Below are 13,934 nucleotides of genomic sequence, written 5' to 3'. Positions count from 1 at the left end.
CCTCAGTATCCTGCGGGTGTTCAGCCCACCAGGGCGTGGGCCAGGGCGTAGCCGGCGGTGGCCGCGGCGAGCCCGACGGCGACGCTGCCCAGCACGTTGGCCAGGGCGAGGAGCCGGTTGCCGTCCTTGGCGAGCCGCAGCGTCTCGTAGCTGAACGTCGAGTAGGTGGTCAGCGCGCCGCAGAACCCGGTGCCGAGCAACGCGGTGACCGCCGGGCCGGCCGGCAACCCGACGAGTACGCCGAGCAGCAGCGACCCGATCACGTTGACGGTCAGCGTGCCCCAGGGAAACGCCGACTCGTGCCGGGACTGCACGGCTCGGTCGGTGAGATAGCGCAGCGGAGCGCCGAGGGCCCCGCCCAGGGCGATGAGCAGCACAGTCATCGGGCCACCCGCCGCCGCAGCAGTCCAGCGGTGACGGCGTCGCCCAACCCCACCGCGGCGAGCGCCCCGAGCACCGTCGCGGCCAGGTACGCCAGCGCGGTGCCCGGGGCGCCCGCGATCAGCGCCTGCTGAACGTCCACCGCGTAGGTGGAGAAGGTGGTGAACCCGCCGAGCACCCCGACCCCGAGGAACGGGCGGACCAGCGGGCGCCCACCGCCGAGGTGCCCGAGCACCGCCATCAGCACGCCGATCAACAGACAACCGGACAGGTTGATGCCGAACGTCGCCCACGGGAAACCCGTCGGCGGGTGCGGGGCGGCGTGTTGCAGGCCGGCCCGGGACAGCGCGCCGAGCACCCCGCCGGCCGCGATCGTGACGAGAATCGTCGCCGGGCGCGCGGTCAGCTCGCCCCGGTCGGCGGGGACGTGTAGGTCGACGTCGGGGTCGGTGCGGCGCTCGAACGGCTCTGACACGGGTCCTTAGCGTACTGCCGCGACGGCGGCGTCCGGGCCGCCCCGCCACACCGTGCCGACCTCGCTGAAGCCGGCCGTGGTGAGCGCGGTGAGGTGCCAGGAGACCGGCGGGTTCCATTCCGGGCTGTGCCCGGTCGGGTAGATGGCGCGCCGCTGGGCGACCAGCGGGGCGAGCGCCGGGTCGGCACCGGCCCGCTCCCACCAGTCCGACCAGGACAGCATCGAGCCGGCGGCGTACCGGGCGTTGCGCCGGTCCCGGGCCCGGTCCAGCAGCCGCTTGGTCAGCTCCGGCACGGTGTCGTCCGGCATGTGGTCGGCGTTGACGAAGACCCCGCCCGGTCGGAGCACGTCGCGCAGCTCAGCGTAGAGCTGGGTGAGCCGGTCGGCCGGCAGCCAGTGCAGGGCGGTGGCGGTGAGGACGGCGTCGTACTCACGGTGGGGGAGCGCGGAGCGCCACTCAGGGGTGCCGAGGTCGGCCGTGACGATGGTGGCCCGGTCGCCCAGCGAGGCGTCGGCGATGGCGAGCAGTGCCGGATCGAGGTCCAGCAGGGTCGCCTCGGCGTCGGGGAAGCGCGCCAGCGTCCGCAGCGAGATGGTGCCGGTGCCACCGGCCAGGTCGAGCAAGCGCGGCTGCCGACCGTCGAGGACCGCGTCGACGGTGTCGAGCATGGCGGTGAACCGGTGTTCCCGGTCCGGTAGGTAGGCCTCCTGCTGACGGTCCCAGCTCTCCTGCCAGGCCCACGGATCCACGATGTAAGGACTCATAGCGATCGGGCTAGTTACTAAAGTCGGTCGGGTCCAGAGCTTGTTGCACATAACTTGCAACTGCCAGAAGATGGCAGAGCGATGATCAGGGTGACGCCGGGGCGGGTTTCCGCCCGGCCCGGCGTCCTCACGCCAGCGGGATCAGACCGTCGTGTCCGACCCCGGCCGGCTCCGAACTGCCCGCCCAGGCCCGACCCACCCACGACCGGCTGCTCACCGACGCGGCGCCGCCCCGAGCTGGCCCCGCTGGTCGGCCGCGAGATCGCCGCGATGGGCGACCCTGACCCCGACCTCGTCGCGCGGCTGACGGCGCTGGTCTGACGTCCGTCCCGCGTGGCCGCACCGGACAGACGCCCGGCTGCGGCAGGATGGCCCGATGCGACACGTCGTGCTGTTCCATTCCGTGTACGGGCTGCGGCCCGCCGTACGCGCCGCCGCCGACCGGATGCGCGCCGCCGGGCACCGGGTCACCACCCCCGATCTGTACGGCGTCCCGGCCACCGACACCGTCGAGGAGGGCTTCGCGCTGCTCGACAAGATCGGCCAGGAGGTGGTGCTCGACCGGGCCCGGGCAGCGCTGCGGGACCTGCCGCCGGAGACGGTGCTCGCCGGGTTCTCGATGGGCGCCGGTGTGGCCGGGGCGCTGCTGGCCGAGCGCCCCGACGCCGCCGGTCTGCTCCTGCTGCACGGCACCGGCGGCGCACCGGACGCGGTCCGCACCGGGCTGCCGGTGCAGCTGCACCTCGCCGACCCCGACCCGTACGACGTGCCGGACGAGGTCGACGAGTGGCAGCAGGCGATGACCGACGTCGGCGCTGACCTGACGGTCTTCCGCTATCCCGGTGTCGGGCATCTGTTCACCGACCCGGACCTGGCCGAGTACGCCCCGGACGCCGCCGCGGCTACCTGGCCACGGGTGCTGGCCTTCCTCGCCGCCCGCTGAGCACTTCGATCAGGGCTGTCGATGACCGCCGCCTACCGTGACGCGGACGGCCTGCTCGCACTGCCCACCGCGACATTGCTGGCCTCGGCGTCCGTGCCGTAGAGCGGCCGGACGACACCCCGTCTGCTGAGGGTGCGGCACCGCGTCGAGAATGTGGGCCATGGAGTTCCTGTGCTACCACCGTGACCGGCCCGGCTCGGCGGCGTTGCGCGACGAACTGCTGGCGGCGCACTGGTCCTACATGGACCGGTACGCGGTGGAGATGATCGCCCGCGGCCCCACCTTCGCCGACGACAGGCCCACCGGCAGCGTGCACATCGTCGACGTGCCCGATCCGGCCGCTGCGCGGACGTTCGCCCTCGATGAGCCGAACTACCAGGCCGGCGTGTACCGGGACGTGTTGCTGCGCCGTTGGCACAACGCGCTGGGCCGCACCATGTGGGACTTTCCTGGAGGCCGGACCGGTGGAAACCGGTACCTGGTGCTCGGCCTCGGCATGGGGCAGGCCGTCGACCTGGCCGTGCCGCCCGACCCGGACGAACTGATCGCGTACGGGCCTCTGCTGTCCGACGACGGCACCACCTGGCTCGGTACCGCCGCGCTGGTCCGGGCACCGAACCCGGACGCGGCGCGTGCCATCCTGACCGTGGACCGGTACGCCGACATCGAGGTGCACAACTGGCAGTTCGGCGGGCGACCGGCCTGACTCGCCGCCGTGTCGCTACGTTTCTCGGCAATCTTGGACAGTTCCCGTTAGCTCGTAACGGGAACTGTCCAAGATCGCTTCGGCGGTGTGGCTTCGGCGGCCGGGCTCGCCGCAAGCGAACGAGCCCGCCGGAGGTGATCCAGCCCGGCCACCCACGACCGCTGGCGGACCCTCAAGCGGAGGCGGCCAGGTCGTGCGGCCAACGGATCGGCGGATGGGGTACGGCGTGCACCGCACCTGGCGGAGCGCCGACAGCGGCAACCGCGCCGCGTCCGGCTGACCCCGGCACGGCAGGCACTGCGCGGATCGCCACCGGAGATCGGTCAACGGCCGAGGGCCAGTGACCGGCCGTATTGGCCCGCGCCGCGGTCACCACTGCGGCCTGGGTCGCCACTGTGACCGGGGTCGGCGGCACGTCACCGGCCGACGCGACGGCTCGGAGCCGGCTGGAGCCTGGCGGACGGTTGGTCACCCGAGTCAGCGCGGCCGGCGGGGTGGCCATCGTCGGGGTGGAGAGGCGGCGGCGCGACGGGCCGGATCCCGGCGCCGGGGCCAGCGCCGCGAGGACGCCGTCGAGGCCGACCCGGGAGCGAACGGCGTCGAGGCGCACGACCTCGGCGGGGCGCGCGGACGAGCCGCCGGCGCCAGTGCGAGCGGCGCCAGCGCGAGCGGCACCAGCAACGCCGGCGCCAGCGGGGTCGACGGCAGCATCCTCAGGCAGGAGGGCGACCCCGTGGACGGTGTCGAGGCGCGGGGCGTCGGCGGTCCGGCGGGTGAAGACGGCCCGCAGCACACGGGGCAGTCGCTCGGCGGCGACCTGGCGCAACGCCGGTGTGGCGAACGCGTACCCGCCGACGCGGTGGGGGAGCAGCAACCCGGCGGCGACCAACCCGCGCAGCGCCGGCGCCGACCGGCCGGGTGCCCAGCCGAGTGCCCGGTCGACGGCCGCGCCGCAGATCACGCCGCCGAGGATGCCGGCGGCCATCAGTACCGCCCGCCGTTCACCGTCGAGGTGGTCCAGTTCCGCGCCGACGGCCCGGCGGACCGCCTCGGGCAGCGGGAGCGTGACCGGGTCGGCGCCGTCCGCGACCGACGTGACGTATGCCGCCGCGTGCCCGGGCCGGCCGCCCACCAGCGGCAGTAGCCGGTCGACCAGCGCCACCGGCTGGCCGGCCCGGGTGAGCAGGTGGCGCAGCAGTCGCCCGGACTGCACCGTGGCCAGCGGTCGGATCGTCACCCGTCGGGCCGGGCCGGGCCGGGTGTCGGCCCACTGCGGTTGGTGCAGGGTGACCATGGCCAGCGGAAGCCCGCGCGCCGTCGCCGCGCTGAACAGCGCGTGCAGGAACCGACTCACCGCCGGCGCCGCCCGGTCCACGTCGTCGACGGCGACGATCAGCGGCCGGTGGGTGGCCAGGCGCAACAGGACGTCCTGGCAGGTCGCGGCGCCCGCCAGCGCCGCGTCCGAGCCGTCCGGGGTGGTCAGCAACCGCTGTAGCGCCGGGACCGTCGCGGTGACCTGGGCCGGCGGGAACAACGGCGTCAGGGCCGCGGCCAGGCGGTCGCGGACCGCCGCCGGGCCGTCGCCGGGAAGGATTCCGGCGAGGCCGCGGAGCAGCTCCGCGACTGGCGCCAACACCTGATCGGGGTACGGCTGGCAGGTCGCCACGCACCAGCGGACCGACAATCCGTCCACCGTGGTCAGGCCACGGGTCAACTCGTGCAGCAGTCGACTGCGGCCGCTGCCGGTGGGGCCGACCAGGGAGACCCAGCGCGGGTTCTGCTCCCGGATGGCCCGGGTCAGCTCGTCGCGAATGGTGGCCAGCTCGCGGCGGGGACCGATCAGCGGGCCGTCGTGCCGGTCGGCACCGGGGCGTACCGGACCGACGGCGTGCCAGACCGGCACCGGCGGCACCCGACCGGCGACCGGCACCGGCGTCAGCTGACGCTGGGTGATCAGGCCGGCGGTGGCCCGTGCGGTGGCGGCGCAGAGCGCGACGGCGCCGGGTGGCGCGTACTCCTGGAGGCGGGCCGCCGTGGTGATCACCGCGCCACTGGCCACGCCGTGTCCGCCGCTGACGGCGCCGCCCAGGTCGACCACGACCTCGCCGGTGGCGACACCGACGCGAACCCGCAGTCTGATGTCACCCACCATCGGCCGGCGGTCCAGCGCGGCCTGGATCTCGAGTCCGGCGCGCACCGCCCGGTACGCGTCGAAGCCGTCGGAGTGCCGGGCGCCGAAGAGCGCCATCACGGCGTCGCCGACGTACTTCTCGACCACCCCCTGCCAGCGGTGCAGCACACCGGCGACGGTGTCGAAGTAGGCCCGCTGCAACGCTCGGACGTCCTCCGGGTCGAGCCGGTCCACCAAGGCTGTGGAGCCGACGATGTCCGCGAAGAGCACGGTGACGGTGCGTCTCTCCTCCGGTACCGGCCAGTGTGGGGTCGGGGTCCGCTGCGTGTCGCCGACAACGATGGTGGTGGTGGCCATGGGTATCGCACCGGCCTTTCTCCCCGCTGATGCCTGATGACCTCCGGAGATTGGCATTCCTGGGCTGACGGGGGATCTGCCGAACGACGTATGTCGGCCACCTGCAACCATTAGTCGCAAAGTCGACGCGAGGAGTACCACAAGCGGCAGATGGCCGTAGAACGGTACGGGGACCTGTGATTAGGCTGCGTGCCATGGCCAGCGATGTGGACACCGCACCGCTCGTGGGCAGGGCCGAGCTGGTGCAGACGGTTCGGTCCGCGTTGCTCGGTGGCGCCGCGCACGGGCAGACCGCCGCCGTCTTCCTGAACGGCGAGAGCGGTGTGGGCAAGACCCGACTGTTGGGCGAGATCGGCGCCCGGCTGCGTGAGCAGGGCGCGGTGGTGCTCACCGGCAGCTGCCTGGACATCGGCGACGCCTCCCCGCTGCACCCACTCCTGCAGGCACTGCGCCGCTTCGACGCCGATGTGTCCACCTCGCACGCACGCGCCTCCTCGGCGGTGCGCGGGCTGCTGCAGATGTTCGCCGACGAGACCGCCGGCCCGGACGGCGCGGGGGCGTTGCTGGAGCGGGTCTCCCGCGGGCTGCACCTGATCGCCGAGGGCAGGCCGCTGGTGTTGATCCTCGACGACCTGCAGTGGGTCGACCGGAGCACGCGGCAACTGCTGCTCTACCTGTTGGCCGGGCTCGGTGACCTCCAGCTCTCGGTGCTGGCGGCGGTGCGCGCCGAGTCGTTGCAGGGGGTGCACCCGCTGCGCCGGGTGCTCACCGAGCTGCGCCGGCTGCGGACGGTGCAGGTGCTCGACCTGGCACCGCTGGGCCGGGCCGACACCGAGAAGCTCGCCGGCGCGGTGGTTGGCCGGACGCTGTCCTCCGACGCGGCCGAGCAGGTGTGGCAACGCAGCGGTGGCAACCCGTTCGTCATCGAGGAGCTGGCCCGCGACCTGCGCGACGGTCGCGACGGTCTGTCCGAGACGCTGCGCGAGATCTTCCTCGACCGGGTCGACGCGCTGCCCCAGCACGCGCACGCGGTGGTGCACGCGGTGGCCGCCGGCGTCGAGCCGGTGCAGCACTGGCTGCTGGCCCAGGTGCTGCGGTTGCCCGAGGACGAGCTGATCGACGCGGCCCGCGCCGCGGTGGCGCACCGGCTGCTGGTCGGCGACGACGACGGCTACCGGCTGCGGCACCGGCTGGTGGCCGAGGTGCTGGCGCACGAGCTGCTGCCGGCCGAGCGTTCCGGGCTGCATCGCCGCTACGCCGAGGCGCTGACCGCGGCGCCGGGTGAGCTGCACCAGGCCCGGCTGGCGCACCACTGGCGGCTGGCCGGTGAACCGGCGCGCGCCTTGCCGGCGGCGGTGGCCGCCGCGCAGGAGGCCGAGCGGCTGCACGGTTACGCCGAGGCGCACCGGCACTGGTCGGCGGCGTTGCAGCTGGCCGTCGGCCCGGGCCCGCTGGCGGTGGACCGGGTCGAGCTGCTCGGCAACGCCGCCGAGGCAGCCCACCACTGTGGGGAGCACGCCCGCGCGTTGGCCCTGCTGGAAGAGCTGGCCGCGCTGCAGGGCGGCGAGCCGAGCTGTGCGCTGCACATCCGCCGGGCCCGTTACCTGGCCGCCGCCGGTCGCTCGGCGCTGGCCGAGGAGGAATACCAGCGGGCGCTGGAGGCGGCGGACTGCTCCCCGCGGGACCGGGCCGCCGCCGCCGCGCGCCTGGCCGAGCTGCTGCTGCACCTGGGCCGGTACGCCGACGCCGGCCAGCGGGCCCGGGAGGCGCTGGCGCTGGCCGAGAACGTGGAGGGCTCCGCCACCGAGGTCGTGCTGGCCAGCTCGGCGCTCGGCTTCAGCGACGCCTGTCTGGAAGACCCGGACGCCGGTCTGGCGGTCATGCGCGACGCCCTCGACACCGCCGAGCGTGCCGGCCAGCCCGAGGACGTGGCCTGCGCGTACCTGCACCTGGCGGAGCTGCTGACCGGGCCGCTGAACATCCTCGAAGAGGGCGTCGTGGTGGCCCGGCGGGGCGCCGAGCGGGTGGCCGAGCTGGGGCTGGGTCGCACCTGGGGCACGCGGTTGCTGGCCATCGCCATCAACGGGTTGTTCCGGGTGGGCCAGTGGGCCGAGGCGGAGAAGGTGGTCGCGACCGCACTGCGGCACCGACCGTCCGGTGCGGACGCCGTCGAGCTGCTGCTCGCCCGGTGCCGGCTCTCGGTGGGTTACGGCGACATCGAGGCCGCCGGTCGGGACCTCGACGCGGTGGCGACCCTGCTCGCCGGCGGCGGGGCGCGACACGTCATTCCGCTGCTCACCCTGCGCTCTGGGCTGGCCATGTGGGAGGGTCGGCACGACGTGGCGCGGCTGGCGGTGCAGCGCGGCCTCACCGAGAGCCGCTCCGACGACGTGATGATCCTGTCCGCTCTGGTCTGGCACGGCCTGCGCGCCGAGGCGGAGGCGCATGCCAGCCGCACCGTGGACGTGGACCCGACGGCGGTCCGCCGGCTGCGGGACGTCGCCGAGCGGGTGGCCCGCAAGAGTGCCGGTGCGGCCCGGCCGGTGCGGTCGGTGGTGGAGGGCTTCCTGGCCCTCTGTGCCGCCGAGGTGAGCCGCCTCGACGGCAGCGACCCGGAGCTGTGGGCCGTGTCGGCCGCCGAGTGGGACCGACGTCAACACCCCTACCCGGCGGCGTACTCGCGGCTGCGGCAGGCCGAGGCGCTGCTGGCTCGCCGCAGCCGGGTGGCCACCGCCGGCAAGCTGCTGCGTGAGGCGTACCGGGTGGCGCAGGGGTTGGGCGCGGTGCCGCTGACCTCCGAGATCCGCGAGCTGGCCGGGCGGGCCCGGGTGTCGCTGGAAGAGCGCGAGACCACCGGCGGGACGCGGGGCGCACCGTCCGAGGCGTCCGACGACGAGTTGGCGGCGCTCACCGCACGGGAGCGGGAAGTGCTCGCTCTTGTCGCGGAAGGGCTGACCAACAAGGAGATCGGGCAGCGGCTGTTCATCAGCGAGCGGACCATCGGGGTGCACGTGTCGCACATCTTCGACAAGCTCCAGGTCCGCACCCGGGTCCAGGCCAGCGCGATCCAGTTGCGCAACCACCGGGGCTGACCGACCGCTCCGTCCGCCGGCGCCTGTGCGCGCCGGGATACGTCGTTCTACTGATCCGGCGAGTGGGTGCCGGCTGAGAGGCTGAGCCGCGTCGACGACGGCACGGGGGATGCCCCCGACCACCATGGAGGAGAGATGACCGAACCGGTCTGGGGGCCCGTGCAGCGGGACATCGTCGACCTGCTCGCCGACCATCCCGCGGACGTGCCGGCCGTGGTCGATCACCTCACCAAACTCCAGGACATGCTGGTGCGGCTGCCTCCGTTGGAGGCCAGTTGTCCGTTGGCCGATTTCAACAGGCTCTACCTGACCATCACCAGCAGCGTGCTGGACGGGCTGTACGACGACCGTTTCGTCGACCCGGCCTTCCTCTCCCGGCTCGACGTCGAGTTCGCCGCACGGTATTTCGACGCGATGCGTCTGTGGACCGACTCCAGCCCGGGCACCCCGAAGGCGTGGTCATGCCTCTTCGAGCGGATGCGCGGGCCGGACGCCCGCCCGCTGCCCTCGGCGGCGGCCGGGGTCAACGCGCACATCAACTTCGACCTGCCGTTCGCGCTGGTGACCACGTTCGACCACCTGGAGTCGGAGCCGGTCGACGGCACCGACCAGCACCACGACTACCTCGAGATCAACAAGATCTTCGCGGACAAGATCCCCGGCCTGCGCCGGGGCTATCTGGAGCGGTGGCAGCTGCTCATCGACATGCTCAACGGCGACATCGACGACTGGTACCAGGGGGAACTGGTCGAGTACACCCGCGATGTGGCGTGGCGTAACGCGCAGAAGATCTGGCGGTGCCGGCATGACCCGGACGCCCGCGAGTGTGAGCGTACGCGGTTGGACGACAACGCCGCAGCGCTCGGCCGGCTGCTGCTCTCGCCCCTGGGGGCGTTCCTGCAGTAGCCGGGACGGGGGGTCCCCGCGCTCCGCCCGTGGGGGGCGGCGGAGCGCGGGGGCGCGTCCCACCAGCCCGCGTGGCCGCCCGAGGTTCGGTCGGCACCGGGCGGTACAGCCGGCCGGCCCGGGGGGTGTCGGCCGTCTGCCACCGTCGGCCGACCCAGGGGGGTGTCGACCGACGGTGGGGGAGGGGCGTCGGCTCAGGCCGACGGTCGGAGATCCGGGGGTGTCGGCGGGCTCATACCGGGTACGCCCGCGCCATGACCGTCCTGGCCCGGCGCCGGCCCGCTGCCCGCCCCCGGCCCGCGCGGCCCGGCCCGCCGCGGCCGGGTGGCCCGGTACCACGATCCACCGCCCGGCCCGGTGCGCGATGACCGGCGTCGCGACGCGGTTCCCGTTCCGCTTCGATCCGGCGTTCCGCCCGGTGTTGGCGCTGCTGGGGGTCCGCCCGGCGACCGCCTGGGTCGCCGTCACCGACCAGGATCTGCTGATCCGGTACGGGCCGTGGCGGCTGCGCACCGACCGGGCAAACGTGATCGCCGTCGAGCTGAGCGGCCCGTACCGCTGGTGGCGGGTGATCGGGCCGCACGCGTCGCTGGTCGACGGAGGTGCGAGCTTCGGCAGCAGCACGGCCGGCGGGATCTGCCTGCGCTTCCGCGTACCGGTGCCGGCCCTGCTGCCCGGTGGGCGGCCACGGCACCCGGCGGCCACGGTGACCGTCGCTGATCCGCCCGCACTGGCCCGGCTGCTCGCCGTACCGGACCTGTCCTGAGCTGGCCATCCACGTGCCCGGTTCCGCCGGCCGGGCGCCGGGCTACCGCCTACCGTCTGAGCAGGACCTGTGAGGGTGGGACTGGCGATGGGTGACGAGCACCGGGCGAGACCACGACGCTGGAGCGGACGCCGCCACGCGCCGACGGGGCCGGACCCGGCTCTGCGGGCGGCCCGGGACCCGGCGCACCCGCACCGAGGTGGCCGACCGGGTGTCGCGGTGCCCGAACGCGTGGCCACCCCGGCCCGCTCGGCGCCGCTGGCCAGCCCACTGCGCCGGTGGCTCTTCCAGCACCGGGTGCAGCCGCCCGGCCCGGAGGCCACCGAGGGGCAGAGCCGCAAGCATGCCTGGTGGCAGGTGATGTGCCTGACCGGGGTGGACTACTTCTCCACGCTGTCGTACCTGCCGGGCATCGCGGCGGTGGCGGCCGGTGCCCTCTCCCCGTTGGCGACCCTGTTGATCGTCGCGCTCACCCTGTTCGGCATGCTGCCGATGTACCGGCGGGTGGCCCACGAGAGCCCGCACGGGCAGGGCTCGGTGGCGATGCTGGAGCGGCTGCTGCCGTTCTGGCGGGGCAAGATCTTCGTACTCGTGCTGCTCGGCTTCGTGGCCACCTCCTGGATCATCACGATCACCCTCTCCTCGGCCGACGCCACCGTGCACCTCATGGAGAACCCGTACCTGCCGAAGGCACTGCACGGCCCTCTGGTGCCGGTCGTGGTCACCGTGGTGCTGCTGCTCATCCTCGGCGGGGTGTTCCTGCTCGGTTTCCGGGAGGCCGTGGTGGTGGCCATCCCGATGGTCGCGATCTTCCTGGCGCTCAACGCGGTGATCGTCGTGGTCGCGATGCACCGGATCATTGACAGTCCGAGCATCGTGTCGGACTGGACCGCCGCGTTGACCGCGACCGGCGGAGGGCCGGGCCGCGTGCTGCTCACGGCCGTTGGGGCGTTCCCGCTGCTGGTGCTGGGGCTGTCCGGCTTCGAGACCGGGGTCAGCATGATGCCCCTGGTCGCGGCCGACGGGCCGGACAAGCAGGCCCAGCTCGCCGCCCGGATTCGCAACACGCGTCGGCTGCTCACCACCGCCGCGCTGATCATGTCGGTGTATCTGATCTCGACGACCTTCGTGACCACGGCGCTCATCCCACCAAAGGAGTTCCGGCCGGGCGGCGCCGCGAACGGTCGCGCGCTGGCGTTCCTGGCGCACACCTACCTGGGTGAGGTGTTCGGCACCGTCTACGACGTGAGCAGCGTGCTCATCCTCTGGTTCGCCGGCGCCTCGGCGATGGCTGGGCTGATCAACATCGTGCCGCGCTACCTGCCCACGTACGGCATGGCACCGGAGTGGGCGCGGGCGGTGCGCCCGGTGGTGATCGTCTACACCGTCGTCAGCGTCGCCATCACGATCGCCTTCCAGGCCGACGTCAACGCTCAGGCCGGGGCGTACGCCACCGGCATCCTGGCGATGATGGTCTCCGGCGCGGTGGCGGTGACGATCTCCGCGGTCCGGGGCCACCAGCGCGCCTCCGCGATCGGCTTCACCGTGCTGACCCTGGTGCTGCTGTACGCGCTGCTGGCGAACGTCATCGAGCAGCCGGACGGAATCACCATCTCCACGCTGTTCATCCTCGGCATCATCGTGGTCTCGTTGGTCTCCCGGGTCACTCGGACCACCGAGCTGCGCGCCGAGCGGATCGAGTTCGACGAGCCGGCCCGTCGGTTCATCACGGAGTCGCTGGCCCACGACGGGCAACTGCACCTGATCGCCAACAAGAGGCATAACGGGTCGGTGAAGGAGTACACGGTCAAGGAGCGGGCGCAGCGGGGGATGAATCCGGTGCCCGGGGCCGCTGACGTGCTGTTCCTGGAGATCGATGTGGTCGACCCGTCGGAGTTCAGTCAGGTGCTGTGTGTGCACGGGATCGAGGTGGGTGGCTTCCGGTTGCTGCGGGCCAGCAGCCCAGCCGCGCCCAACGCGATCGCCGCGATCCTGCTGGCCCTGCGTGACGCCACCGGGGTGCGGCCGCACGCGCACTTCGAGTGGTCGGAGGGGAGCCCGATCGCGCACCTGGCGCGCTATCTCATCCTCGGTCGTGGAGACACCCCGCCGGTGGTACGGGAGATCATCCGCCGGACTGAGCCGGACCCCCTACGTCGTCCCGGCATCCACGTCGGCGGGTGATCTGGTTGCCGATGTGACGGTTCAAAGATGAATGGGGTTAGAGCCGCTGCCGAGACATGCAAGCCAGCCTCCTAGGACGCCATACGGGGTGTGCGGTGGTGGTGGCGCCAACGACTGCTCCGGAGCCCCCGGACCGGGCGGCGGCGAGGGGCTTCTCGAACAGGTCCGAACACGCCGGTGAACAGGCCGAACATCCGATCGTCTGTTCGGAACAGGATCCGCCTCTTCCTCGGTCACCGCCGGGCCACAACACTGCTCCTCATCCGGCAGGCCACCCGACGGGGGACTGACGGCGGAAACCAAGATCGCCGTACGGCACCAGGGCACGGCGCACCTCGACTTGTGGAACCCGGCCCGACCGCCCGGACCTGACGTATCCCGATCAATGCCGGCGGCCGGACTGGTCGCGGCAGAGCCAACATGGAGTGAGAGATGACCAACCGATTGTTCCGCCGTGCCAGCGCCTTCGCTGTGGCGGTCATCCTTGGAAGCGGCGTAGCCCTCGCCGTCGCGTCACCGGCCCAGGCGGCTCTCTGCAAGTACGGCGAGAACACCGTCAGCAGCCCGACCGGCGGGCCGGGAGCCACTGCGGGGGCGAGCATCTGTATCGACAGCACCGGCCACGCCTGGCTCGACTGGTACAACCACAACTACGTCAAGGACCTTAAGGCCGACGGGTACGCCGCCAGGGCATACGTCTACTGGTCGACGCGGTACACCGGTGCGATCGCCGTCGACGACACGGCCACCTCCTCGGCCGCCTTACTGAACTGGGAGTCCAGTGGCGGCACTCAATATCGCTGGACGGAGGTCTGGGTCTGCATGGGCTTCGCCCGCCCCGAGGACGGCTCCGGCCGCTGTGCCCTGGTCGTTCACCACGTCTGAGCGGCCCCTACCGAAGTGCACCAGCCCGTGCCCCCGACCCAGGGGCACGGGCTGGTCGACGTCTGTCCTACTTGGATGGCTGGGGCAGCTTGCAGTCGACCTTCGGGTTGGCGCCGATGTAGTTCAACGGCCCGGCCACGATGGTGACCAGGATGGTGCCGGCCTCGGCGCAGTTGGTGTCGTCGCCGCTGTAGTAACCTCGCTGGCCACCGGCGATCACGCCGATCACCAACCAGATCACGACGATGACTCCGAGTATCGAGGTGCCGCGCATCGCTACCTCCTGAGGTATGTGGTGGATCTGAGGTGCAGGCGTTGTACCCAATCGGGTCGCGCGCCTAAC

The 13,934-nt window shown here is 72.8% G+C and carries 12 protein-coding genes; 7 read left to right on the top strand and 5 right to left on the bottom strand.

What is annotated here, in order from left to right:
- Positions 1-20 precede the first annotated feature (20 nt).
- From crcB to OG811_RS27745, 3 genes are read right to left on the bottom strand one after another with little or no spacing between them, the layout of a single operon-like run.
- Positions 21-383 carry a fluoride efflux transporter CrcB gene (crcB, locus tag OG811_RS27755; protein ID WP_406069924.1) on the bottom strand — a complete coding sequence of 121 codons (363 nt, stop codon included), beginning with the start codon at positions 381-383 and terminating at the stop codon, positions 21-23.
- Entirely contained in the window at positions 380-856 is a 477-nt protein-coding gene (locus tag OG811_RS27750) for a fluoride efflux transporter FluC (protein ID WP_406069923.1), read from the bottom strand. Before OG811_RS27750 ends, crcB begins: the two co-directional genes overlap by 4 nt.
- A gap of 6 nt (positions 857-862) precedes the next feature.
- Positions 863-1,621 carry a class I SAM-dependent methyltransferase gene (locus OG811_RS27745; protein ID WP_406069921.1) on the bottom strand — a complete coding sequence of 253 codons (759 nt, stop codon included), beginning with the start codon at positions 1,619-1,621 and terminating at the stop codon, positions 863-865.
- 376 nt (positions 1,622-1,997) lie between these two features.
- Here OG811_RS27745 and OG811_RS27740 point away from each other — a divergent pair, with 376 nt between their 5' ends.
- Positions 1,998-2,564: a dienelactone hydrolase family protein gene (locus tag OG811_RS27740; RefSeq protein WP_406069919.1), complete on the top strand. Its 567-nt coding sequence runs from the start codon at positions 1,998-2,000 to the stop codon at positions 2,562-2,564.
- 160 nt (positions 2,565-2,724) lie between these two features.
- A complete protein-coding gene (locus OG811_RS27735; protein ID WP_406069918.1) occupies positions 2,725-3,270 on the top strand; it encodes a YciI family protein in 546 nt (181 codons plus the stop codon).
- A 172-nt stretch (positions 3,271-3,442) separates the two neighbouring features.
- On the opposite strand, the gene OG811_RS27730 is transcribed toward OG811_RS27735, so the two are convergent.
- Positions 3,443-5,758, bottom strand: coding sequence for an adenylate/guanylate cyclase domain-containing protein (locus tag OG811_RS27730; RefSeq protein ID WP_406069916.1), 2,316 nt, complete (start codon positions 5,756-5,758; stop codon positions 3,443-3,445).
- Between the two features lie 194 nt (positions 5,759-5,952).
- On the opposite strand from OG811_RS27730, the gene OG811_RS27725 reads away from it, so the two are divergent.
- From OG811_RS27725 to OG811_RS27705, 5 genes are all read left to right on the top strand, one after another.
- A complete protein-coding gene (locus tag OG811_RS27725) occupies positions 5,953-8,850 on the top strand; it encodes an AAA family ATPase (RefSeq protein ID WP_406069914.1) in 2,898 nt (965 codons plus the stop codon).
- A 135-nt stretch (positions 8,851-8,985) separates the two neighbouring features.
- Positions 8,986-9,756: a DUF5995 family protein gene (locus OG811_RS27720; protein ID WP_272611510.1), complete on the top strand. Its 771-nt coding sequence runs from the start codon at positions 8,986-8,988 to the stop codon at positions 9,754-9,756.
- 364 nt (positions 9,757-10,120) lie between these two features.
- Positions 10,121-10,522 carry a hypothetical protein gene (locus OG811_RS27715; RefSeq protein ID WP_406069912.1) on the top strand — a complete coding sequence of 134 codons (402 nt, stop codon included), beginning with the start codon at positions 10,121-10,123 and terminating at the stop codon, positions 10,520-10,522.
- An 87-nt stretch (positions 10,523-10,609) separates the two neighbouring features.
- A complete protein-coding gene (locus tag OG811_RS27710; protein ID WP_406069911.1) occupies positions 10,610-12,706 on the top strand; it encodes an amino acid transporter in 2,097 nt (698 codons plus the stop codon).
- A 432-nt stretch (positions 12,707-13,138) separates the two neighbouring features.
- On the top strand, positions 13,139-13,591 hold the full coding sequence (locus OG811_RS27705; protein WP_406069909.1) for a hypothetical protein: 453 nt from the start codon (positions 13,139-13,141) through the stop codon (positions 13,589-13,591).
- A gap of 67 nt (positions 13,592-13,658) precedes the next feature.
- On the opposite strand, the gene OG811_RS27700 is transcribed toward OG811_RS27705, so the two are convergent.
- Complete coding sequence (locus tag OG811_RS27700; protein WP_406069907.1) at positions 13,659-13,865, bottom strand: hypothetical protein; 207 nt, start codon at positions 13,863-13,865, stop codon at positions 13,659-13,661.
- Positions 13,866-13,934: the final 69 nt, after the last annotated feature.

This window comes from Micromonospora sp. NBC_01638 (genome assembly GCF_045209745.1).
Taxonomy (GTDB): domain Bacteria; phylum Actinomycetota; class Actinomycetes; order Mycobacteriales; family Micromonosporaceae; genus Micromonospora.
Note: the sequence above shows the minus strand (reverse complement) of the source record. Positions and strands in the feature narration are given on the sequence as shown.